This window comes from Actinoplanes sp. M2I2 (genome assembly GCF_023544445.1).
In the GTDB taxonomy this organism is placed as follows: domain Bacteria; phylum Actinomycetota; class Actinomycetes; order Mycobacteriales; family Micromonosporaceae; genus Actinoplanes.
On sequence record NZ_JALPVJ010000034.1, the window covers coordinates 12,280 to 33,278 of the forward strand.

The 20,999-nt window shown below is 70.1% G+C and carries 21 protein-coding genes, 1 pseudogene and 1 riboswitch; of the genes and pseudogenes, 5 read left to right on the forward strand and 17 right to left on the reverse strand.

What is annotated here, in order from left to right; all coding sequences use genetic code 11:
- Positions 1–224: 224 nt before the first annotated feature.
- The 4 genes and pseudogenes from HJC40_RS41500 to HJC40_RS41510 form a co-directional block, all read right to left on the reverse strand.
- Positions 225–785 carry a hypothetical protein gene (locus tag HJC40_RS41500; RefSeq protein ID WP_250009186.1) on the reverse strand — a complete coding sequence of 187 codons (561 nt, stop codon included), beginning with the start codon at positions 783–785 and terminating at the stop codon, positions 225–227.
- Positions 786–977: 192 nt separating this feature from the next.
- Positions 978–1,652, reverse strand: coding sequence for a response regulator transcription factor (locus HJC40_RS41505; RefSeq protein WP_250009252.1), 675 nt, complete (start codon positions 1,650–1,652; stop codon positions 978–980).
- Positions 1,649–1,942, reverse strand: a complete 294-nt coding sequence (locus tag HJC40_RS46800) for a sensor histidine kinase (protein WP_374273666.1) — start codon at positions 1,940–1,942, stop codon at positions 1,649–1,651. Before HJC40_RS46800 ends, HJC40_RS41505 begins: the two co-directional genes overlap by 4 nt.
- 160 nt (positions 1,943–2,102) lie before the next feature.
- A pseudogene (locus tag HJC40_RS41510) lies at positions 2,103–2,753 on the reverse strand (histidine kinase); the annotation flags it as partial.
- Between the two features lie 154 nt (positions 2,754–2,907).
- On the opposite strand from HJC40_RS41510, the gene HJC40_RS41515 reads away from it, so the two are divergent.
- Positions 2,908–3,378, forward strand: a complete 471-nt coding sequence (locus HJC40_RS41515) for a DUF6223 family protein (RefSeq protein ID WP_250009187.1) — start codon at positions 2,908–2,910, stop codon at positions 3,376–3,378.
- A 131-nt stretch (positions 3,379–3,509) separates the two neighbouring features.
- Here HJC40_RS41515 and HJC40_RS41520 read toward each other — a convergent pair whose 3' ends face one another.
- Positions 3,510–4,217 carry an anti-sigma factor gene (locus HJC40_RS41520; protein WP_250009188.1) on the reverse strand — a complete coding sequence of 236 codons (708 nt, stop codon included), beginning with the start codon at positions 4,215–4,217 and terminating at the stop codon, positions 3,510–3,512.
- Positions 4,214–5,179 (reverse strand): DUF1996 domain-containing protein, encoded by a 966-nt coding sequence (locus HJC40_RS41525; RefSeq protein ID WP_250009189.1) that lies wholly within the window; start codon positions 5,177–5,179, stop codon positions 4,214–4,216. The genes HJC40_RS41520 and HJC40_RS41525 overlap by 4 nt, the downstream gene beginning before the upstream one ends.
- Positions 5,180–6,443: 1,264 nt before the next feature.
- On the opposite strand from HJC40_RS41525, the gene HJC40_RS41530 reads away from it, so the two are divergent.
- Positions 6,444–7,295 carry a tetratricopeptide repeat protein gene (locus HJC40_RS41530; RefSeq protein ID WP_250009190.1) on the forward strand — a complete coding sequence of 284 codons (852 nt, stop codon included), beginning with the start codon at positions 6,444–6,446 and terminating at the stop codon, positions 7,293–7,295.
- 414 nt (positions 7,296–7,709) lie between these two features.
- Here HJC40_RS41530 and HJC40_RS41535 read toward each other — a convergent pair whose 3' ends face one another.
- A complete protein-coding gene (locus tag HJC40_RS41535) occupies positions 7,710–8,111 on the reverse strand; it encodes a hypothetical protein (RefSeq protein ID WP_250009191.1) in 402 nt (133 codons plus the stop codon).
- 942 nt (positions 8,112–9,053) lie between these two features.
- Here HJC40_RS41535 and HJC40_RS46480 point away from each other — a divergent pair.
- The gene (locus HJC40_RS46480) at positions 9,054–9,368 is read left to right on the forward strand and encodes a chemotaxis protein CheW (RefSeq protein WP_374273665.1); all 315 of its coding nucleotides are present in this window, start codon (positions 9,054–9,056) and stop codon (positions 9,366–9,368) included.
- 236 nt (positions 9,369–9,604) lie between these two features.
- A complete protein-coding gene (locus HJC40_RS41545; protein WP_250009192.1) occupies positions 9,605–9,952 on the forward strand; it encodes a hypothetical protein in 348 nt (115 codons plus the stop codon).
- Between the two features lie 93 nt (positions 9,953–10,045).
- Here the strand turns inward: HJC40_RS41545 and HJC40_RS41550 are convergent, their stop codons facing one another.
- Together HJC40_RS41550 and HJC40_RS41555 are read right to left on the reverse strand one after the other, a co-directional pair.
- The gene (locus HJC40_RS41550; RefSeq protein ID WP_250009194.1) at positions 10,046–10,270 is read right to left on the reverse strand and encodes a hypothetical protein; all 225 of its coding nucleotides are present in this window, start codon (positions 10,268–10,270) and stop codon (positions 10,046–10,048) included.
- Between the two features lie 26 nt (positions 10,271–10,296).
- Positions 10,297–10,656, reverse strand: a complete 360-nt coding sequence (locus HJC40_RS41555) for a hypothetical protein (protein ID WP_250009195.1) — start codon at positions 10,654–10,656, stop codon at positions 10,297–10,299.
- Here HJC40_RS41555 and HJC40_RS41560 point away from each other — a divergent pair.
- Positions 10,627–11,592: a tetratricopeptide repeat protein gene (locus HJC40_RS41560; protein ID WP_250009196.1), complete on the forward strand. Its 966-nt coding sequence runs from the start codon at positions 10,627–10,629 to the stop codon at positions 11,590–11,592. The two genes, HJC40_RS41555 and HJC40_RS41560, sit on opposite strands and share 30 nt — an antisense overlap.
- A 476-nt stretch (positions 11,593–12,068) precedes the next feature.
- Here HJC40_RS41560 and HJC40_RS41565 read toward each other — a convergent pair whose 3' ends face one another.
- The 8 genes from HJC40_RS41565 to HJC40_RS41600 form a co-directional block, all read right to left on the reverse strand.
- Positions 12,069–13,145 carry a lysylphosphatidylglycerol synthase transmembrane domain-containing protein gene (locus tag HJC40_RS41565; RefSeq protein WP_250009197.1) on the reverse strand — a complete coding sequence of 359 codons (1,077 nt, stop codon included), beginning with the start codon at positions 13,143–13,145 and terminating at the stop codon, positions 12,069–12,071.
- 82 nt (positions 13,146–13,227) lie between these two features.
- Positions 13,228–14,556, reverse strand: a complete 1,329-nt coding sequence (locus tag HJC40_RS41570; protein WP_250009198.1) for an L-serine ammonia-lyase — start codon at positions 14,554–14,556, stop codon at positions 13,228–13,230.
- A gap of 124 nt (positions 14,557–14,680) precedes the next feature.
- A riboswitch (glycine riboswitch) is annotated at positions 14,681–14,774 on the reverse strand.
- Between the two features lie 98 nt (positions 14,775–14,872).
- Entirely contained in the window at positions 14,873–16,072 is a 1,200-nt protein-coding gene (locus tag HJC40_RS41575; protein WP_250009199.1) for a glycosyl hydrolase, read from the reverse strand.
- A 40-nt stretch (positions 16,073–16,112) separates the two neighbouring features.
- Positions 16,113–16,985 carry a carbohydrate ABC transporter permease gene (locus HJC40_RS41580; RefSeq protein WP_250009201.1) on the reverse strand — a complete coding sequence of 291 codons (873 nt, stop codon included), beginning with the start codon at positions 16,983–16,985 and terminating at the stop codon, positions 16,113–16,115.
- Positions 16,982–17,872: a carbohydrate ABC transporter permease gene (locus tag HJC40_RS41585; RefSeq protein ID WP_250009202.1), complete on the reverse strand. Its 891-nt coding sequence runs from the start codon at positions 17,870–17,872 to the stop codon at positions 16,982–16,984. Before HJC40_RS41585 ends, HJC40_RS41580 begins: the two co-directional genes overlap by 4 nt.
- A complete protein-coding gene (gene ngcE / locus HJC40_RS41590) occupies positions 17,872–19,242 on the reverse strand; it encodes an N-acetylglucosamine/diacetylchitobiose ABC transporter substrate-binding protein (protein WP_250009203.1) in 1,371 nt (456 codons plus the stop codon). Before ngcE ends, HJC40_RS41585 begins: the two co-directional genes overlap by 1 nt.
- Positions 19,243–19,301: 59 nt before the next feature.
- Positions 19,302–20,054, reverse strand: coding sequence for an SIS domain-containing protein (locus tag HJC40_RS41595; RefSeq protein WP_250009204.1), 753 nt, complete (start codon positions 20,052–20,054; stop codon positions 19,302–19,304).
- On the reverse strand, positions 20,051–20,977 hold the full coding sequence (locus HJC40_RS41600) for a MurR/RpiR family transcriptional regulator (RefSeq protein WP_250009205.1): 927 nt from the start codon (positions 20,975–20,977) through the stop codon (positions 20,051–20,053). Before HJC40_RS41600 ends, HJC40_RS41595 begins: the two co-directional genes overlap by 4 nt.
- Between the last annotated feature and the right edge of the window lie 22 nt (positions 20,978–20,999).

Here is a 20,999-nt window from a genome sequence, read left to right on the forward strand (position 1 = left end):
AGGCCGGCTCGGGAGGACCAGGCCGGCTCGGGAGGACCAGGCCGGCTCGGGAGGACCAGGCCGGACTCGTAGGCGAGGATGACGAGCTGAGCGAAGTTCCGGGCGTGTAGTTCGGTCCTGGCCCTATTGCCGAACAGCACCCGTAGACGGCGCAACGGGCGACGCCTGGGCGGGATCGGCCCGCAGCTCTTCGCACCGGGGCATCGTCAGTCCGGCCGGGAGGGTCAAGAACTCAAGGTGTCGGGGTCTATGACGTGACCTTTGGCGCGGCTCCAATGCGCCTGAGTCCGGCTGGAATGACGAGCCAGCCGAGCGTCGAGTGGGGAGCGTTCCGAGAGCGTCCCCGCGGCTCGTATCCCGGTCTCCAACTGGAGCCTGACCACGGGCACTGCCGCAACGATGATCGTCGAAAAGGTCATGGTCACGAGGCACGCTCCGGCGGCCAGTCCGGCCATGCCCCCGTCCGGAGTGTCGGCGAACAGAACCCAGGTGGCTGCTATCTCCCCGGTCGCGATCAGGACAAGGACGACGTACGCGGTGACGACAAGATTCCGTCGGAACATCTGCACATCACCGTCCACGAAGCTTTGCACCCACTGCTCGTACGCCTTCCAGTCAGGGCTGTCCTTCTCGATCGCCTTGAACTGCCAGGAGAAGGTGCGCCCGACACGCTGGCGCCGGCCGTCGAGCGGGTCACGCAGAAGGGCGCCGACCTCTACCGCGAAGGCAATGAGCAGGGCGGGCAGGACTTGAGCGGTCGTCGAGAAGAAGGCTTCTGGCGGCACAGCGCGATCATTGCATCGTAGCTGATCGATGGATAGCGGACCGGCGCGGTTTCGCAGCCGACCCCGCTTCGTCCGGCGGCTTGATCCGACCGGCTCCTTCCGTCCGAGTGGCGCCTGCAGCAGTCGTACGATCCCGCCCGGGAAACGCCGCGCCGTCGGCCGATGAGGTGGTCGGAGGGACGTGGCGCGGCTTCAGACCTCGGTCCGCCCGGACCGGCTCGGGAGCACCAGGCCGGACTCGTAGGCGAGGATGACGAGCTGAGCGCGGTCTCGGGCGTGCAGTTTGGTCATGGCCCGATTGAGGTGCGTCTTGGCGGTCACCGGGCTGATCACCATGTGCGCGGCGATCTCGTCGTTGGACAGGCCGCGCGCGGCCAGGGTGACGGCCTCCCGCTCGCGGTTCGTCAGCTCCCGCAGCGCCACCCCGGGCGGCCGGGGCGGCTCGGTGACGTACCGGTCGATCAGCTTGCGGGTGATCGACGGCGCCAGCAGGGCGTCGCCACGCGCCGCGACGCGCAGGGCGTGCAGGAAGTCCTCGGGCTCGATGTCCTTGACCAGGAAGCCGGCCGCACCGGCCCGCAGGGCGTGGAACACGTACTCGTCCAGGCCGTAGTTGGTCAGGATGACGACGTGCACACCGGCCAGCTCGGGGTCGGCGGCGATGCGGCGGGTCGCCTCGATGCCGTTGGTGACCGGCATCCGGATGTCCACGAGCGCGATGTCGGGCCGGTGCAGCCGGGCCAGCGTCACCCCCTGGTCGCCGTCGGCCGCCTCGGCGACCACCTCGATGCCCTCCTCGGCGTCGAGGATCGCGCGGAAGCCGCTGCGGATCAGCGGCTGATCGTCGACGAGCAGGACCCGGATCACGGCGTACGCTCCACCGGCAGCTCGGCCAGGACGGTGAACCCACCCTCCACGCGGGCCGCGGCGCTCAGCCGGCCGCCGAGCGCGGTCACCCGCTCCCGCATCCCGAGCAGCCCGATGCCGGGCACCGGCGACACGTCCGGGGTGGCCCGCCCGTCGTCGGCGACCTGGATGGTCACCGTTCCGGGCCGGTAGTCGATCCGGACCGACGCGGAAGCGGCCGCGGCGTGCCGGGTGACGTTGGTCAGCGATTCCTGGACGATGCGGTAACCGGTCCACCGCGGCGGGCAGATCGGGGCGGCGGCCCTCGACCGTCAGGGTCGCCTCGAGACCGGTCGTGCGGACCTGTCGCACCAGATCGGGCACCTGGTCGAGCCCGCGCGGCGGCGCGCTGTCGTCGTCACGCAGCGCCTCCAACGTCGCGCGCAGCTCGCGGGAGGCTTCCCGGCCGGCCTCGCGGATCGCCAGCAGCGCCTCGGGCACCGGCTCACCCCGGCGCCGGGTCAGGTGGACCGCGGCCTCGGCCTGCACCTTGATGACCGAGATCTGGTGGGTGAGCGAGTCGTGCAGTTCCCGCGCGAGGTGCAGGCGCTCCTCACCGGCCCGGCGCAGGGCGATCTCCTCCCGGGTGCGCTCGGCCTCGTCCGCGCGCCGCTCGGCCTGCCGCAACGCCTCCCCCGCGGCCGCCGCCGCGATCAGCCAGGCCAGCTCGAGGACGCCCCGCGCCTGGTTCAGGGCGTCACCGGCGTCCCGCGTGCCCGAGACGAAAGCCGCGCCGGGCAGGGCGAGCAGCACCGCCACGCTGACCACCGCGGTGGCGAGGCGATGCCCGGCCCGGACGGTCGAGTAGACGGCGACCAGATAGGCGACCGCGAAGACCTCGAAGCCGGCCGCCCGATAGCCCAGCGCGCACAACCCGGTGAAGACCAGGACGGCCACCGGGAAGTCGCGGCGCACGAGCAGGGCCAGCCCGCCGGCCACCAGCAGCACCGAGCCGACCGCGGTGAGGCCCGGCCGTGGCCCGGAGAGCCCGTCGACCAGCAGGAGCGCCGACACAGCAACGGCTACGACAACGTCCGTCGGTTGGATGCGTGCCCGGCCCATGCCGGAACCATAACCGCACCGGAGGCCGCGGCGATGCGTCCGAGCGGAGCAGCCCGGCTACCACGTTCGCAGTAGCGCGGGCCTGCGCTCACGTCATCCCGAGTGTCCACAGCGGCACGACGCGCAACACCCGGTCCACGCCGAGGATCGAGTCATGCATGTTGACTTGATCCTCGCTGCGTCCACTGTTGACGCCTTGACTGTCGCCGTCTCCACTGTTGACGCCTTCAATGTTGACGTCTCCAATGTTGACGCCCTCAATGTTGACGCCTCCACCGTTGACGCCCTCAATGTTGACGCTTCCACCGTTGACGCCTCCACCCTGACCGGGAGTCGTCTCCTCGCCACCGCGGCGTCGCTGGTCGCGCTGGCCGGCGCGCTGCTCGGCGGGGCGGCGCTGGCCCGGCCCGGCCGCCGCCGCCTGCCCACCGCCGCCATGGCCGCCGGAACGGTCGGCCTGTTGACCGGCGCCTTCGTCGTGGCCGTCGCCGACGGCGGTCCGGGCAACGGCAGCGGCGTGGTCGGCGGCTGGGCGGCCCTGGCCTTCGGGCTGATCGGCGTCGGCCTGGGCGCTCTGGCCCTCACCCGCCACCGCCGCAGCCGAAATCGCGCGTCGTTGAGCTGATCGTCCCGGGCCGCGACCGGTACCTCGGCATCAACCTGAACCGCCAGCCACCCACAACATGACACGTCCAGCCGGGCTCGCACTCAACTCGGACGGTCAGTTATCCACAGTCCGCCCACGCCCGGCGTTGGTCAGACGTCGACGCTGGCGAACTGTTTGCCGGACGTGTTGACGACGCGGACCGAACGCACGTCCTCGGGGGCGATCAGCGCGCTCCCGTTGAGGCTGGTGCCGCCGACCTCACCGGCCGCGGAGACCAGCCAACTGCCGGCCTGGGCTACATAGCCGTCCTTGGCGACCACTTCGAGCACGCAACGTTCGCCCGCGGGGATGCCGGAGACCGCGGCGTTCACCCGGACCCAGCCGGCTGCGGGGGCCACCGCCACGGTCATCCGGGTGCCGGTGGCCGGGTCGACGGTGGTGGCCGTGCGCGTGCCGGGCACGGTCGTCGGCTCGACGGACGCGGTGGGAGTGGGCTGGGCGAGCGGCGTCTCCGGGGCGGTGGTGCGGCCGGCCAGGATGCCACCGCCGATCGCCGCGGCCACGAGCACCGCGGCGGCGGCCGAGACCAGGCCCGTACGCCGGTGTCGTTGAGAAGACGACTCGGTGCGGACCTGGCGGAGTGTGCGCTGCAGCAGCAGGTCACCGCCGTCGGGCGGGCCCTCGAGCAGCATGGGCTCGGGCACCGCCTGCAGCTTCGCGCTCCACTCGCGCAGGGACTCGACCTCCGTACGGCACTCGGCGCAGCCGGCCAGGTGGTCTTCTGTCTCGCGACGCTGCTCGGGTGTCAGCGTGTCGAGCAGGTAGCCGGCGATGTCGGCGTGGTCCGACGGCGTCATGGGGCGGACCGTCCCGGGGCGGTGTCGTCGCACTTCTGGCCCTTGTTCAGGCAGGTCACGACGCGGGCCATGCGCGCCTCGGGCATGAGGTTGACGAGGAACCCGTGGTCGGTCGCGGGGTCGTTGTCCTGGTCGGCAAAGGCGTCGATCTGGTAGCGGGCGCCGCGCGGGACGGCGTACGTCATGGTGATCTGGAGGCGGGGAACCGCGAAGGTGCCGACCGGGCAGCCACCGCTGGCGCCCGGGAAGACGACGTGCTGCCGGTGGCCGGTGCTGTCCAGTTGCCGGCCGTCCCAGCAGCTCGGGAAGTCGAAGATCCGCACGACGGTGGCGCCGTCGTCGCAGATCGGATACTTCATGGTCTGCCTCTCGAGCGCGTTGGAGCAGGTCCAGCGGGCGCGGGCCTGAGCGCCGCCGTTGGTGTGGGCGTAGGCATCGCCGACGGCCGCCACCAGCAGCGGCGGCATCGGCAGCACCGGGCCGCGCGGGTTGCCGTAGTAGGTCAAGGTCAGCGACACCGGCACCTGAACCGGTCCGCCATGCTCATTCTGCTCCTCGTCCGCAAGTCGCAGCACAGCCCAGAAGTACGTCGAGGCGTCGCCGTTCGAGCAGGTCGTCGGCTTTCCCGCCAAATCGGCCACGGTCGAGTCGTCCCGGACCCCGAGGTTGCCGACGTAATCGTGCAGGTGGTGGGCCGGGCCCGGCCGCCTCGGCGTGACCACGATGTTGGCGCTGTTGCGGTGCCCGCGCTCGTTGCGGCCACAATTCCAGGTGTACGACCCGGTGGAAGCGCCGGCCACCGGCGCGACCGCCGCCGGCACGACCTCGGCATCGGCCATCCGCGTGTAGTAGGGCCCCCACGAGTCCCGGGCGATGTGGACCGTGACCACGGTGGCCAGCACAGCCGCGGTCAGCAACGCTTCGAGAGCGACCACGAACCGCCCAGCCGAGGCCATCGACATACCTCGACGATACCCAGTGCCGGCCCTTTCCGGGGACGACGAGTTCCGCCCCCACGCTTCCCGAGCCGCTCCGCTGCAGCACAGCCTGTGGATAGGCGATGAGACGTGTCCGATTGTGGATAACGCCGATGGAGCGATCAAGACCCCCGGCCGACCGCAACGCCTCCATCGAGAGGTCGAGCCGGAGCGCCGCCGTGATGTATCCCGGGCGGTGTCCTTGACCGCGGGCGAGCCATGTCGCTGCAAATCGCGAAACCTGACCGACCCCCACCGACTGGACGCCCCCGACGGCACCATGACGCCGGCACATCAGCCGGGGCGGCACGGCTGTGTGATTCGTTCAGCCCCTGTGAGGATCCGGCCGCCCGCGACCCACGCGGTCTGCCGTTCAGGACATGAAGCACGCCACGAACAGGGCGTATCTGTCACTCGATCGGTGGATAACCCGCCTCGACGGTCCGCCCACCTAACCAACGCGGTTGGCCCTGCGCCGGCGAGGACTCGCTCGCGGACCTGCGGAAGTCCCCGTCGACGGGCCTATCCACGCGGCGATCCGCTGGTCACGTGCCGGGCGCCGGGCTGCGGGCGCGGCGGCTATAAAGCCAGGACGTACGCGCCCGCCCCTCCCGAGGAGGTTGCCGTCATGGGAGCGCCCGAATCCGCCCCGGTCACCGAGCCGTCCACCGCTCCGCTCCCCGGTCTGCCGTCCCCCCGCACGGGCGACGACCCGCCGAGCGCCACCGCGCCCGGTCAGCCGTCGAACGACCAACCGTCTTCCGGCCGGCCGCCGAACGATCGCCCCTCAATTGGCCTGCCGTCGAACGATGGGCCCCCGAACGATCGCCCCTCAAACGATCACGCCTCGAACGGCCTGTCGTCTATCGACCGTTCCTCGAACGGCCTGCCCTCGAACGACCAGCCCTCGAACGACCAGCCCCCGAACGGCCTGCCGTCGAATGAGCAGCCATCGAACGGTCTGTCGTCTATCGACCGTTCCTTCAAGCCCCAGCCCTCGAACAACCAGCCCTCGAACGACCAGCCCTCGAACGGCCTGCCGTCGATCGGCCTGCCGTCGAATGAGCAGCCATCGAACGGCCTGACCTCGAACGACCTGTCGCCGACAGAGCACCTTTCGAACGATCCGCTCCCGCACGACCAGCCCTCGAACGACCGGCTCTCGGACGGTCCGCCGCCGGACGGTCCGTCGCCCGGCGTGGTCGCGTCGCTCGGCGCCCGGCTCCGCAGTCACCTCGTAGGCGGGCGGGTGACCTCGATCGATCCGCCTCGACCCGAGGTGCCGAGACAGCGCAAGCCCACGGCCGTGCCCGGCGATCTCCCTGCCGCCCTCGAGGCGCTGGGCGACCGGAATCCGGCCGCCGCTCAGTTGCTCTGCCTCTGCTCGGTGCTGCACCGGGCGCCGGTGCCGGTCGACGTGTTCACCCGGTCGCTCGACCGGATGCCACTCCCGCTCGGCGGCGTTGCCCAGCTCCAGTTCAACGGTCTGGTCGCGGCTCTCGTCCAGTCCGGCCTGGCTCAGCGGGCCGCCGGCGGACTGCGGGTTCCCGAACCGGTGCGCGAGGCCGTCCGCGACGACCTGGGCGACGAAGCGGCCGGGATCTGCCGAACGTACGCAGGGGTTTTGATCGCCGCGGCCGCGCCCGACGACGTAGCCGAGCCGTCCGGATGGCCCCGGTGGGCCGCACTGGCCCCGCACCTGATCGCCGCCGACGCCGCGCACAGCACAGACCCGGCACTGCGGGCAGCGGCGTGCCGCCTGGTGGTGAGCCTCCTGCACCGCGGCAAGGCCCGCCCGGCCCGGACGATCGCCGCCGAGCTGCACACCGGCTGGCGTGGGCTGCTGGGCCCCGACCACCCCGACACGCTGCGCTGCGCCCACGAACTGGCCCGCTCACTGGTCGCCGCCGGCGCCCTGCTCCCCGCCCGCAAACTGCTTGACGACACGGTGGACCGCCTGGTCGCAGCCCTGGGCCAGAGCCATCCCCAGACCCGCATCGCCGCCGAAACCCGCCGCGGCGTCCTGCTACGGATGGGCGGCATGCCCCGCCCCGACGGCTCCCGCCCCAAGGCAGCACACCGCCGCCGAAAACAGCCCTGACGCCATCAGCCCGAGCCCAGCACACCGCTCGACACCATCGCCCATGCCGACGCGGCCGGCCGGCGTCCGACCAAACGACCAACCGCTCCAGCAAGATCCTGGACCGACTCACCGTGCCCATCGGTGCACCCGATTGCCTACTCAGGGCGCATGACCGATATCCCCTTCTGCCGAAGAGAGCGCGCTGACAAGGCCAGCGCCTGGTTAGGGCAATTGCGCTCTTGAGACAGTCAACGGTCTGGCGTAGTCAAAATCTGCCATCTCGCCATACGCTAAGAACGCCATGGCCGACGAAATCAGCTGACCATGGTCGCTTCAGGAGACAGAGCCACGTCGGCCTGATTGTCGAATTCTTAGCGGCCTGGGCGTTTGCCCCCGGGACGGTCTGGTCGAATGCCGTCCCGGGGCGAGCGATCAAAACGCCATCAAGCCGGTGTATCGTGCGTCGTTGTAGAACTTGAAGTAGAAGTGCACGCCGTCGCGGACATTGGTGGCCACTCTGACCCATTGCCCTGACCGGGCGTAAGTGGTGCCCGCCTGGCAGCCGGGGCCGCTGGGGAAACACACCTTAACAAAGGTGTTCTGATCGGACCGCATGTTGATATCTGCGCATGCTGAGGTGGTGATGAAGCGGATTCCAACGGGATGCTGATAGCCGCCCTCGGGCTTGGTGAAAGACGAGCCGCTGCCGTAACAGCTGACGGCGGCGGCGGATACCTCCTTCGTCGTTCCGGCTTCGGCCGGTCCGGTAGCGCCGAACGTGAGCGCCGCGCCGATCACCGATGCCCCCACAGCTTTGACCATTCGCTTGACCATGAAGATCCTCCTTGGACGGACGTTTTCGAGGAGTATCCCAAGAGAGATATATTCCTGATACAACGCCTGCTGAGCGTGGACAGGACATACATGGCGGCCTCTTCGCCGACGGGACTTCATGGGCGTGCCGATCAGCGCCTGGTGTGCTACTGCTGTGACTTGATAAGAGCGTCTGCCCGTCTGTTGAGCGATGTGCACTCTTTTGCCGCCGAGCGTGCGCGCGGGACTGCGGAATCGGTCACGCGGCGTAGCGTCGACGCAAGTTGCGTTCCTGGCCGGGCAGCGGTCGTGCCACCAGCACATAAGTAGCCGCGATCCGCGCGACTACAATTTAACCATCACGCTTTCGGGGCTGCAGGAGGCGTGCGTGCCAGCCTTCCGATGCGGGACCTTGGACCGTTACAGCCACCACCTGCGCCTGCGCAAAACATATCCATGCCGGTCAGGCGGCATCGTCGTACCCGTAGAGCACACGTCGAGGGGGAAAGCGTTTCGGATGTCGAGACGCCCCAGCCCGTCCGGGTCGACGGCCTGCGCAGGTATCGGATTCAACGGCGAGTGTTCGTGACGCCCTGATGCGGGAGGTGGAGCCGCCGGCGCTGACGTCCCGTGCCGGCGACCACGAACGCCGTGAGCGCCACGACTCAGTCACGTCGAAGAGACCGGAGCAGGGACGCGATTCTTCTTCGACTGCAGCCTTGACGTAACGAAAGTCGCGTCCGATCCACGATTTCCTTGAGTGGAAGGGGTGAGGAACCGAATACAGCAGCTGGTACGCCCCGGCGAAGCCTGGCGGCCAGCAGACCCCTGGAGATCACTCATGACCAGCCGTCAGTTCGTGACCTTCGACGTGGCGAACGAGTTCTTCGGAGTCCCGGTGGAAATCGTGCAGGAAGTCCTTCTCAACGAGAAGTACACGCCGATGCCGCTCGCCCCGGACGGGTGGGGGGTCTGTTCAACCTGCGCGGTGAGGTCGTCGGGACGGTGGATCTGCAGGTCCGGTTCGGGCGGCCGCCCAGGTCGATGTCAGGTCCGGTCGTCAACGTGGTCGTGCTGGTCGGCGGTGAGCCGGTGAGCCTGCTGGTGGACCGGATCGGGCTGGTCGCCGATCTCGACGATGCGGCGTTCGAGTTGCCACCGGACACACTGACCGGGCCGACCCGGGCGATGATTGTCGGTTCGTACAAGACGGAGGATCGGCTGCTGCTGGTGCTCGATGTCGCCGAATGCGTCAACATCGTTCGCGCCGCAATGTAGGCGGGCCGGCGGAACCGCCCGTACTTCAACCCCGGCGAGCAGAACTATGGGGATGGAGTCGACGTCGAGTGTCCGCTTCTGCCGCGATCCGCGCTCGGCCCGGGGCCACCGCCATCACGTCCGGTGGACGACCGCGATTGGCCGGCGCCTTGTCGTGCCGAGGAGCGGATGTTGGCGTCGATTGACGCAACCCCTCAGCACGTGCCTTGAGGCGTCTGTTGATTAAGGTCCGTGGCATGCACATCACCCTCACGGAGCACGCTCGGTGCCGATACGGTGACGAGTATCAGCCGCCAGTCTTGCGATGTTCCGAGGACCATGACGACCGGCACTTCATCGAGAAGCTGACCTTCGCCGATGCCGACGAAATCCTGAGGATGCTGCATGCGCTGTGCCCGCACCTCGTCGACGGCCTTCTCCCTGTGTGGGTGCGTAACCTCGCCTACCGACTGGTACTCCTACAGCGGCCCGACGATCCCGCATTGATGCGAGAGGCGGCGCAAAACCTGGGGCTGCACGGGCCGGACTGGGATGACAGCGCGGCAGACCTGGAACGCCGAGCCGCAGCTCTGGAAGGGGCTTGAGCAGTCGGCAGCTGCCCCAGCAGCGTGCACTGATCTGCCGCGATCCGCGCGCTTAGATAGCCGAGAGTCAACGTCCCATGGGTGCCGCCGTGCTCACGGGAACAGGCGCGTCGTCGGCGGCGTGCCGGACCCGCCGCTCAGGCCGGGCTGAACTGGATGAGGACCGATGCGGTCGGCAGCTCGTCCGGGGCGGGTGGCGCCTCGGTGCGCCAGGCCCAGCCGTACGCTCCATCGCCAGCCCGGCGGAAGGCGGTAGGCGTCGGCGATGCCGCCGGCCGTGCCGCTGGAGAAGCCGAGAATGCCCGACTCGAAGGCCACCTCGAGGACCCGGCGCCGGGTTCGGGCTACTTGCCGCGAACGCTCAAGTCCAGGCGGTGCGGGCCGATCGAAGGGAAATGACCGACGACGTCGTGGTGCGGCAGGCTCACCTGCTCTGAGACGTCAACCGCTTCGCCGAGGCCTCCGCCCTGGCCGCCCGGCTGATCGCGGCCGAGCCCGGGAAGGTGGCCGGTTGGCTGGTGCTCGCCCGGGCCCGCCTGCTCGCCGGGGACCCGGCCGCCGCCTTCGACGCGGCAGTCGCCGCGGGCCGCCTCGCTCCTAATCTCCCCGATTGTCACGCGCTGGCCGGCGCTGCGCTCGCCGGTATGGGTCGCCATGGCGAGGCTGCCCGGGCCATGCGCGAGGTCGTCGCCCTCGAGCCGCACCACTTCCGTGGCTACGAGATGCTCGCCGACGTGCTCAACGACAGCGGTGAAGACCCGGTCGAGGCGCTCACCGTGGCCGGCGTCGCCGTGCGGCTGGCCCCTGAACGGGCCGCAGCCCACGTCACTCTCGGCACTGCCCTCGCCGTCGCCGGCCGGGGCCGCGAGGCGCGGGAAGCGTTCCACACGGCCCTGCGACTCGATCCGGACCACGCGCCCGCTCACAACGAGTTGGCCCGCCTGAACGCCCAGGGCCGGAACCCGTTGGCGGCGGGGCAGCTGGCCGCCGCGGCATCCGGGTTCGCCGCGGCGCTGCGGATCGAACCCCGGCAACAGGCCGGCCGCGACAATCTCGACCGGGTGTTACGCGTATTCCTGGTGCGTGTCTCCTATGCGCTGATGGTCCTCGGCTACGTCGCGGCCCGTGTCGCGGACGACCATCCCGCTGCGGCCCGGCTGCTGGCGCTGGTCGCAGTGGCCGGGCCTGCGGCGTACGCCTGGCGCTTCCTGCGTCGGCTCGGGCTCGGCCTCCGCGCGTACCTGAGGGACGTCCTGTCCACCACCCGGATGAGGATCGTCCTGGCGTGTACCGGCACGGCCGTCGCCTTGTCGATCAGCGCGACCGTGCTACCTGACGAGATGACGTGGCCGTGCACCGTCGCCGCATCAGTCACAGCCATTGCGGCCCGCGTAACGTTGCACTTCGAGACGAAAGACCATCTCTACGGCCGCGGCGAACGCACGCCGTATCACCTGAGCACCTTCACGCTCGTCTTGATCGCACTGCTGAGCGGCGTCACCACGCTCTTCCTGGCGGCGGTCACCATCTCCACCGGCAATATCGGCGGCGTCTTCCTCGGTGTGGCACTCGGTGTATTGCCCTTCCTCTGCGTCCGGTCCCTCGCGCGACGGGCCAGACGTCTTGATCAGGTCAGGTAATCGCTCGGTGTGACCGGGAATCATGCAAGCGACCGGCTCGGCCGGCGAAGTGTTCCGGCCGCGCGAAGCTGCCGATGAGTCAACGTTGCGGCTGCCGTGTACAGCTGGCCGGATCCCTGGTTGGTATGAATTTCTGTCAGCGTTACCTGCTCACTTCTTCGGCGTCCTATTCGAGATCTGACTTGTCGTCAGGGCGTTGCGGGACGAACGGCTTTACTACTTTGCTGGGGTCCGGCGGGTCCGGGATCGGCCTCTGTGGTTCGTCTTTTTCCCGCCGGTATTCGCGTTCCCGTGGTGTATCACCATCGGGTATCTCTTTGTGGGCCATTCCTCACTGTCACCCACTCGGCGCCGCACCGGTCCAACTTCCCGTTGGACGGGACGCATGCATGCCCGGCTCACAAAGGCGCCGTCACCCTGCTCGCCGGGCTCGGGGTAGTCGTTCACCGCAGTGCTGCCCCTACCGCCTCACCAGCTCAGCCGGGCGCGACGGTCCGGCTCGGAGCGGGGCTGACGTCGCGGCGGAGGTAGAGGGCGGCGACCCCGCCCGCCGGCAGGAGCAGCCAGCACGAGATGAGGCGGTAGATGACCACGGCGGCGGCGGCGGTGACGGCGGTGGAACCGGCCGCGGTCAGGCCGGCCACCAGGGCGGTGTCGATGACGCCCACGCCGCCCGGGGTCAGCGGCACCTGGCGGACGATCTGCACTCCCAGGTAGATGCCGGCCAGGCTGGTGATGCCGATCGGGAGGCCGACGGCCCGGCACGTCGCGACCAGGCAGAGCAGGTCGGTGAGCCAGTTGACGGTGTAGTACAGCGTGCCGACCACCCACTCGCGGGCGCGGAGCGCGGCGCCGGCCCGCCACGCCTCGCGGGCCGACGTGAGGGTGCGGCGGACGAAGGCGGCCACGCGGTTGTCCGGCTCGGGGCGCGCCGGTCCCTGGCCGGCCGGGCGGCGCAGCAGCCGCCGGCCGCCGAGCACGACGGCTGTGGTCAGCGCGGCCAGCCCGGCGATCACGGCGAGCGGCTGCGGGCCGGCCAGCAGGTGCGGGTCGCGGGTGAGCACGGCCGCGCCGCCGCCGACGTAGAGCAGGGCCAGGCCGCCGATCGAGGCGAGGCCTGACACGATCATGGAGGCTGCCGCGATCTCCTTCGAGGCGCCGGCCCTCAGGTACTGCTTGCCCGCGTAGCCGGCCGAGACCGCGGAGCCCGCCGGCATCGAGATCGAGATCGCCGTGCGGGCCAGGGTCACCGCCAGGGTGAAGCGCAGCCCGAGGCGTACGCCGAAGGCCCGCAGGATCTGCCGTTGCTGCCAGGCGAAGGCAGCGAGCGACACCGCTTGCAGCGCCACCGCCAGCGTCACCCACCAGTAGTCGGCGCCGGTCAGCGCGCGCAGGAACTCGCGCGGGTCGGGAAAGCGGCCGTGCAACCCGAACGCCGCCAGGGCCAGCCCGGCGAGCACGACAGCCGGCAACCGCAGCCGCGCCCACCACACCGCGCCGCCGGCCGGGCGTCGCCGGCGTACGGGCAGCAGGTCAGGCCGGGGAGCGGGCACGCGGTGATCCTGGCAAACCGCTTCAACCCCCGGCCACCCGCTGTGATGTTCCTGTCACTAATTCTGGGCGAAATGTGCTCCCTCAGCACTCGATGACGTTGACGGCCAGGCCGCCGCGAGCCGTCTCCTTGTATTTGACCTTCATGTCGGCGCCGGTCTCCTTCATGGTCTTGATGACCTTGTCCAGGGAGACGTGGTGGCGGCCGTCGCCGCGCAGGGCCATCCGGGCCGCGGTCACCGCCTTCACCGCGCCCATGCCGTTGCGCTCGATGCACGGGATCTGCACCAGACCGCCGACCGGGTCGCAGGTCAGCCCCAGGTTGTGCTCCATGCCGATCTCGGCGGCGTTCTCGACCTGCTCGGGTGTGCCGCCCAGCACCTCGGCCAGCCCGGCCGCGGCCATCGCGCAGGCCGAGCCCACCTCGCCCTGACAGCCCACCTCGGCGCCGGAGATGGAGGCGTTCTCCTTGAAGAGCAGGCCGATCGCGCCGGCCGCGAGCAGGAACCGCACCACGCCCTCGTCGTCCGCCCCGGGCACGAACCGCGTGTAGTAATGCAGGACGGCGGGGATGATGCCGGCCGCGCCGTTGGTGGGCGCGGTGACGACCCGGCCGCCGGCCGCGTTCTCCTCGTTCACGGCCATCGCGTACGCCGTGATCCACTCCATCGAGTGCTCCGACGGGTTTCCGGCCGCCCGCAGTTGCCGGGCCGTGGCCGCCGCGCGCCGCCGCACCTTGAGGCCTCCGGGGAGCACCCCTTCGGCGTCGAGCCCCGCGGCCACGCACTCCTGCATGACGCGCCAGATGTCGAGCAGGCCGGCCCGTACGGAATCGGCGGGACGCCAGGCGGTCTCGTTCTCCAGCATCAGGCGCGAGATCGACAGCCCGGTCGCCGAGGTCAGCGCCAGCAGTTCGCCGCCGCTCGTGAAGGGGTGGGTCTGCTCGACGGCGACCGGACGCGGGACGCCGCCGTCGGAGATCACGAAGCCGCCGCCCACCGAGAAGTACGTCTTGCGGCGCAGTTCCTCGCCGGACGCGGAGCAGGCCGTGAACGTCATGCCGTTGGGATGCCCCGGCAACGTCCGCCGGCGGTGCAGCACCACGTCGACCTCGACGTCCGTCCCGCCGGGCAGGGTGAGCGGGCCCCGGCTGTGGATGGCGGCGGCGCGGGCGTCGGCCGTGGCCACGTCGACCGTCTCGGGGTCGGATCCCTCGAGCCCGAGCAGCACCGCCTTGGGCGTTCCGTGCCCGTGCCCGGTCGCGCCGAGCGAGCCGAACAGCTCGGCCCGCACCAGCGCGGTCCGCCCGTCGAGGCCCGCGGAGAACATCCGGGCCGCGCGCATCGGCCCGACGGTGTGCGAGCTGGACGGGCCGATGCCCACGGAGAACAGGTCGAAGACGGACACAGCCATCAGGAAGCTCCTTCGAGAGGTGGCTCCCCCGCTCTGTCATGGGGCCTGAGAGCTTCACCGCCGCGAACGAACGGTTTGCACCTTGGGCGCGGGCCCCGCTGAGCGCCCGGCTTTCCAGAGTTGCCTGACCATCGCGGTACGGGTGCCTGAGAGATTCTGAGGGAGAAGTTGCTCCTTCGGCGCCCCGCGCTGAACGGGGACTCTCCCGCGGCGGTCAAGTGGCTGTGCAGTTGTGGACGCAACGTAACGACACCCGGGTGACCGGGTCAAGATGTGCGGAAGCGGGGCCCGCGGACCCCGCTTCCACCAGCCTAACTCAGCAGCGACCGAGGTCCTGCCACTGCTCGGTCCAGCCCGGTTCCGAGCCCTGGGTCCAGTACCGGGCGCGCCACAGGTGCACGCCGTCGCCGGACTTGGGCCCGTTCGGGTCGCCGGACCTGCTCTTCTCGTGCTTCACCAGGTTGCCGCCGGTGTAGACCGAGCCGAAGGCCCAGTTCGGCGCGTCGCTGCAGCCGGTGCCGGGCGGCGTGGTGGGCGGCGTCGTCGGTGGGGTGGTCGGCGGCGTCGTCGGAGGGGTCGTCGGTGGCGTCGTGGGCGGGGTCGTGCAGCCGCCGGTCGAGGCCACCGTGTCGACGAACGCGCTGCCCGCCGACCGGTATCCGCCGGTCTGCGACGTCACCTGGGCCGGCGAGAGCACCTGGTTCTTGGCGAACAGCACCCAGTCGACCTGTTCGATGTACGTCGACAGACCGCCCGTGTGCGTGGCGGTGTCGATGAACCACAGGTTCCAGTTGATCGTCATCGTCTGGCGCGGGAAGAACTTGCCGCCGTGGTCACCGACCTGCACGCCGTCGATGTAGTAGACGACGTGCCCGTTGGCGACCTGAGCGACCAGGTCGTGCCAGCCGTCCAGCGAGCTCCGCTGCTCGGAGTGCAGGTTGTCGGCGTACCACGGCTCGTTGCGGTAGGTGTACCAGGTCGTCTGGTAGTTGATCGGGCCCTGTTCGCCCCATCCGCCGTTCGGCAGGTACTCGGAGATGTCGAGTTCGCTGTAGGTCGGGTCGAGGTCCCCGTTGAGCGGGCTGATCGTGAAGAAGGTCTGGTTGATGTGGTCGCCGTCGTTCCCGCTGACCGGCGTGTCGGTGAAGCGGACCCGGCTGGCGTACGTGCCTTCCAGGTAGCGCTTCTGGGTCGAGTAGAGCTCGGCGTGCTTGGTCCCGGCGGCGGTGCCGTCGGTCGAGGCGGTCAGCTGCATGACCTTCTGGCCGCCGCTGGTGGGGAAGGTGATGCTCGACGGCGACCAGTTGGCGCCGGGCACGCCCGGGCCGCCCTGGTAGCTGCGCGGGGTCCAGCCGTTGGCGGTCAGCGCGGGGTCGGACGACGAGCTGTAGCTGAAGTCGTCGAAGAGGTAGCCGCAGTCGGCGGCGGCGGCCGATTCCGAGGAGAGGGCAACGGCGCCCACTCCGGTGAGGGCGGCCACCAGGACCGCCGCACATTGACGTCTGTCGATCTTCACGAGCAGACTCCTCCCAGCGAGGAAAGGGGATGAAGGAGAGTTACTTGACCGCGCCGGCGGTCATTCCGGCGCGGATGTGCCGTTGGAACGCGACGTAGGCGACGAGCACCGGCAGCATGGCAATGGTCAAGCCGGCGAACAGGCCGCTCCAGTCGCTGCGGTACCCCTGGCTGACCGACAGGGCGGCCAGACCCTGCGCCAGGACGTACCGGTCCGGGTCGGGATTGAGAACCAGAGGCAGCAGGTACTGGTTCCAGAGCCCGAGGAAATTGAAGATGCCGACCGCCACCAGTCCCGGGCGGGCCATCGGCAGCATCACGCGGAAGAACACCGCGCCGTGCGAGCAACCGTCGAGAAAGGCCGCTTCGGCGATCTCGCTCGGCAGCGTCCGGAAGAACGAATGCAGGAAGAAGACCGTGAAAGGCACGGCGTACGCGGCGTAGACCAGGATCAGTCCGGGATAGGTGCCGAGCAGCCCCAGTTGCTGCACCACGAAGAACAGCGGCACCAGCGCCAGGAACACCGGGAAGAACATCGCCGCGACGAACGTGTAATAGATCGCCCGGTTGCCCCGGAACTCGTACCGGGCCAGGGCGTACGCCACGAGCGAGCCGAGCAGCATGGTGAGCAGCAGGGCCCCGCCGACCACGATCAGGCTGTTGAGGAAGTACCGTCCGATGCTCGCCGTCGTCCACGCCCGGGCCCAGTTGTCCAGCTGTGGCGAGGCGGGCAGCGACCACGGCGAGTTGAGGATCTCGTCGTCGGTCTTGAACGAGCTGACGACCGCCCACAGCAGCGGCAGCGCCGTCACGACGGCCCAGCAGAACATCGCCAGCGACGGCAGCGGATTCACCCGTTGCCGGGCCGGCGGCGCCGCCACCGAAGCGGACGGCCGGGTCTGCAGAAGTGTCATGCCAGCTCCAGCCTTTCCTTGCGGCCCGACCGCAGGGCGAGCACGGCGAGGGTCAGCGTGGCGAAGAACAGCGCCACCCCCATGGCCGAGGCGTAACCGAACTTCCCGTACGTGAAGGCGGTCCGATACAGCGACAGCCCGATCACCTCGGTGGCGCCGTCCGGGCCGCCCGGCCCCACGGTCATGACCTGCACGACCGCGAAGGCGTCGAGCGCCGCGATGCCCAGATAGACGAAGGCGACCTGGACCGACTCGCGCACCAGCGGCAGCGTGACCCGCGAGAACGTCGCCCACTTGCCAGCCCCGTCGAGCAACGCCGCTTCGAACAGGTCCCGCGGGATGCCCTCGATGGCCGCGCTGAACAGCACCACGTAGAAACCGACCGACGACCAGATCAGCACCGCCATCACGGCCGGAAGGGCGAACGCCGGCTCGGCCAGCCACGACTGGGCCAGCCCGCCGAGCCCGGCCGCCCGCAGTCCCGAGTTCAGCAGCCCGGTGTTCGGGTTGTAGACGAAACTCCACAACACCGCCACCACGACCAGCGACAGCAGCTGCGGAAAGAAGTACACGATCCGATAGCCCTGGCCGAGCCGCGACGACGACGTCCGCAACATCGAGGCCAGGAACAGCCCCAGCGCGATCGTCACCAGCGGCACCACCAGCAGAAGCAGGGCGTTGTTGCGGACGGCGTCGAGAAAGAGCGAGTCGCCGCCGAGGCGGACGTAGTTGTCCGCCCCGACGAATCGCGCCTCGCCGGCCACCCCGGTCCAGTCGGTCAGCGACACCCAGAACGCCTGCGCGTACGGCGACAGCACGAAGACGACGTGCAGCACCAGGGCCGGCACCAGCGCGCCGATCAGGAACCGCCGGCGGCCGTGGCGCATCAGCGGGTGAACTTCGTGACAGAGGAGTCCTTGGCCAGCGCGTCGGCAGCCTTCTGGATGCGGGCCGACCAGTCGGCCGGGCTGATCCGCTTGTTCACCAGCTCACCCGTGGCGTCGTCGACGGCCTTGGCCAGGGGCGCGTACCACGTACGGAATCGGTAGGTGAAGGTGTCGCTGCCGGCCGCCGTGACCGCGTCGCGCACCGAGCCCAGGCCCGAGGTGAGGGTGAGCCCGTCGGTGGCCCCGGCCACCGCCGGCAGCGTGTTGTTGGCCTTGGCGAACGCCGTCGCCGACGCCTTGGAGAACAGCATGCGCAGGTATTCCTGGCCGCCGGCCGGGTTCTTGGCCTTGGCCGGCACCAGGAACGACTCGCTGCTGGCGGCCTGCACCGCGGTCACCGGCAGCTTGTCCGAGCCGGACCGGGCCGGGACCGCGCCCAGCACCATGTCGAAGCCGGCCGGGGCGACGCCTTTCTGCTCGCTCTCGAGCCACGAGCCGCAGGGGATGAACGCCGCCTTCTTCTGGCACCAGGCGGCCTGCGCCTCGGTGTGCGACAGCGCCTCGGAGCCGCTCATCAGGAAATTCTGCCCGGCCAGCTCGGCGAACGCCGTCGCCGCCTGGACGAGGCCGTCCTGCTTCCACGCCCCCGGCTGCAGGTTGTCGACGGCCTTGACCAGGTCGGCGCCGCCGGTCTTGGCCGCCATGGACAGCAGCGGGTCGTTGATGTACTCCGGGTACTTGCCCTGGTAGGTCCAGGGCGCCACGCCCGTCTTCTTGATCTCGCCGCACAGGGCGACCATCTCGTCCCAGGTCTTCGGGTAGGTCCAGCCCCGCTCGGCGAAGAGCGACTTCGAATACCAGAGACCCCAGACCGTGTACGTGAAATTGAGCGCGACGGTCCGCCCGGCGAACGTGCCGTCGTCGACCACGCCCGGCAGCAGCGTGTCGCGCACCTTGCGGCCGGGCTGGTCGAGACTGGGCGCGTCCAGCAGGCCGGACAGGTCGGTCACCTGCGAGGCGCCGACCAGCGTGGCGATGTCGAGCCGCCCGGCGCCGGTGTTGTCGACGACGTCGGGCGGGTTCCCGGCGACGAACCGGGGCTGCATCGCCTCGCCGACCTTCTGCAGGCCCTTGTGATCGATCTCGGCCTGCGGATACTTCTGCTTGTAGGTGGCTTCCGCCTGGACGGCGTAGTCGTCGCCGTACCCGCCCTTGAAGACGACCACCTCGAGCGGGGCGTCGGCCTTGACCCCCAGGGGGTTCTCGGTGGTCTTGTCGGCGCCACTCTCGGCGACCTTGTCGGAGGAGCTCCCGGAGGTGACACAGCCGCCCAGGGCGGGCACGCTGAGGACAGCGGCCGTCTTCAGCACGGTCCTTCGGGTGGGGTACGGTCTGAGCTGGGATTCAGGGTTCATCACGGGCTCTCTTCCTATGCGGTGCGCCGGATGCGCCCGGCGTACCGCGCCTCGATCTCTGCGTTGTGTTCCTTGCCGCCGGGCACGTTGTCCGACAGGTAGACGGGCGGGGTGATCCCCGCCGCGAGCAGACGGGCGACCACCTCGGTGACCAGTTGCTGGGCCAGCAGCGCCGCGGTGATCGACGAGACGGCGCCGATCGCGCCCCCGCCGGGCAGCGGGATCGTCGCGTCGCCGTAGGGCGCCCCGTTGTCCAGCACCACGTCGGCGATGTCGCCCAGCTTGCGGCCGCTCGGGTGCCGCGACGCGACGCCGGCCGAGTGCTCGGCCGAGGTGATGGCGACGAGCTTGTGCCCGCGCTCCTTGACCAGCAGCGCCATCTCGACGACGGCGCCGTTGATGCCGGAGTTCGAGGCGATGACGAAGACGTCGTCGGGTTTGATCGGCGCCAGGTCGTAGAGCCGCCGCGCGATTTCGGGCCGGCGTTCGACCCCGGGGTCGGCCAGCACCTCGAGGGGCTCGCCGCCGTAGAGGACGATGTCGCGCAGCGCGATCCGGTTGGTCGGGACCAGTCCCCCGGCCCGCCCGGCGATCTCCATGGCCAGCGCCTCGGAGTGCCCGCAGCCGAAGGCCTGGATCACTCCCCCGTTGCCGACGGCCTCGGCCAGCAGGTCGGCGGCCCGCTGCTTCTCCTCGTCCTGACCGGTGCCGACCCGGTCGACCACGGCCTGGAGCTGTCTCAGGTAGTCCTTGCTGGTGGGGCTCACGGCTGTCCTTTCGGGCGCCCGCGTCTGCGGGACGGGATCTTCTCGGGCAGTCGGTGGGCGTCGACCGCGCGCACGGTGAGTTCCAGCGCCTCGGCGGTCCGCTCGTAGGTGCGCTGCGCGACCGCGACGTAGATCAGGTCGAGGACCAGCAGCTGCGAGTGCAGCGCGGACAGCGCGGCCAGCCGGAACGTCGTCTCCTGCACCGCGGTGGTGAACACGACGTCGGCCACCTCGGCCAGCGGCGACCGGCTGAAGCTGGTGACGGCCACGGTCAGCGCGCCGTGATCGGCCGCCTCGGCCAGGGTCTCGATGACTTCCCGCGTACGCCCGGAGTGGCTCAGGCCGATGGCGACGTCACCGGGCAGCAGCAGGGCGGCGTTGGTCAGCGCGGTGTGCGAATCGGTGCGGTGCCAGACGGGCACCCGGATGCGCTCGAGCCGGAACGCCATCTCCCGGGCGGCCGTGCCGCTGGAGCCCAGCCCGAAGATCTCCACCCGCCCGGCCCCGGCGATCGTCGCGGCGACCTGCTCGACCGCGGCCACGTCGAGCCCGGCCGCGGTGTCCTGGATGGCCCGGGTGTCGGCGGCGGTGACCACCCCGAGCACGTCGGTGAGCGGGTCGTCCGGCGCGATGTCGCCGCTGATGTCGGTCTCCCACCGGGCCTGCTCGGCCCGGCCGGTCTCGGTGGCGATGGCGACCCGCAGGTTGGCGTAGCCCTTGAAGCCCAGCGTGCGGCTGAACCGGGTCACCGTCGCGGTCGAGGTGCCGGAGCGCTCGGCCAGGTCGACGATGCTGGCGTGGGCCGCGGTCTCCGGGTCGGCCAGGATCGTCTCGGCGATGCGCGCCAGCGCCTCGGGCATCTGCGGCCCCTCGATGCGCAGGCGGCCGAGCAGGCCTCCGCTCTCACCGGTCACGTCGGACATCCTTTTCATCGATGGCTGTTGC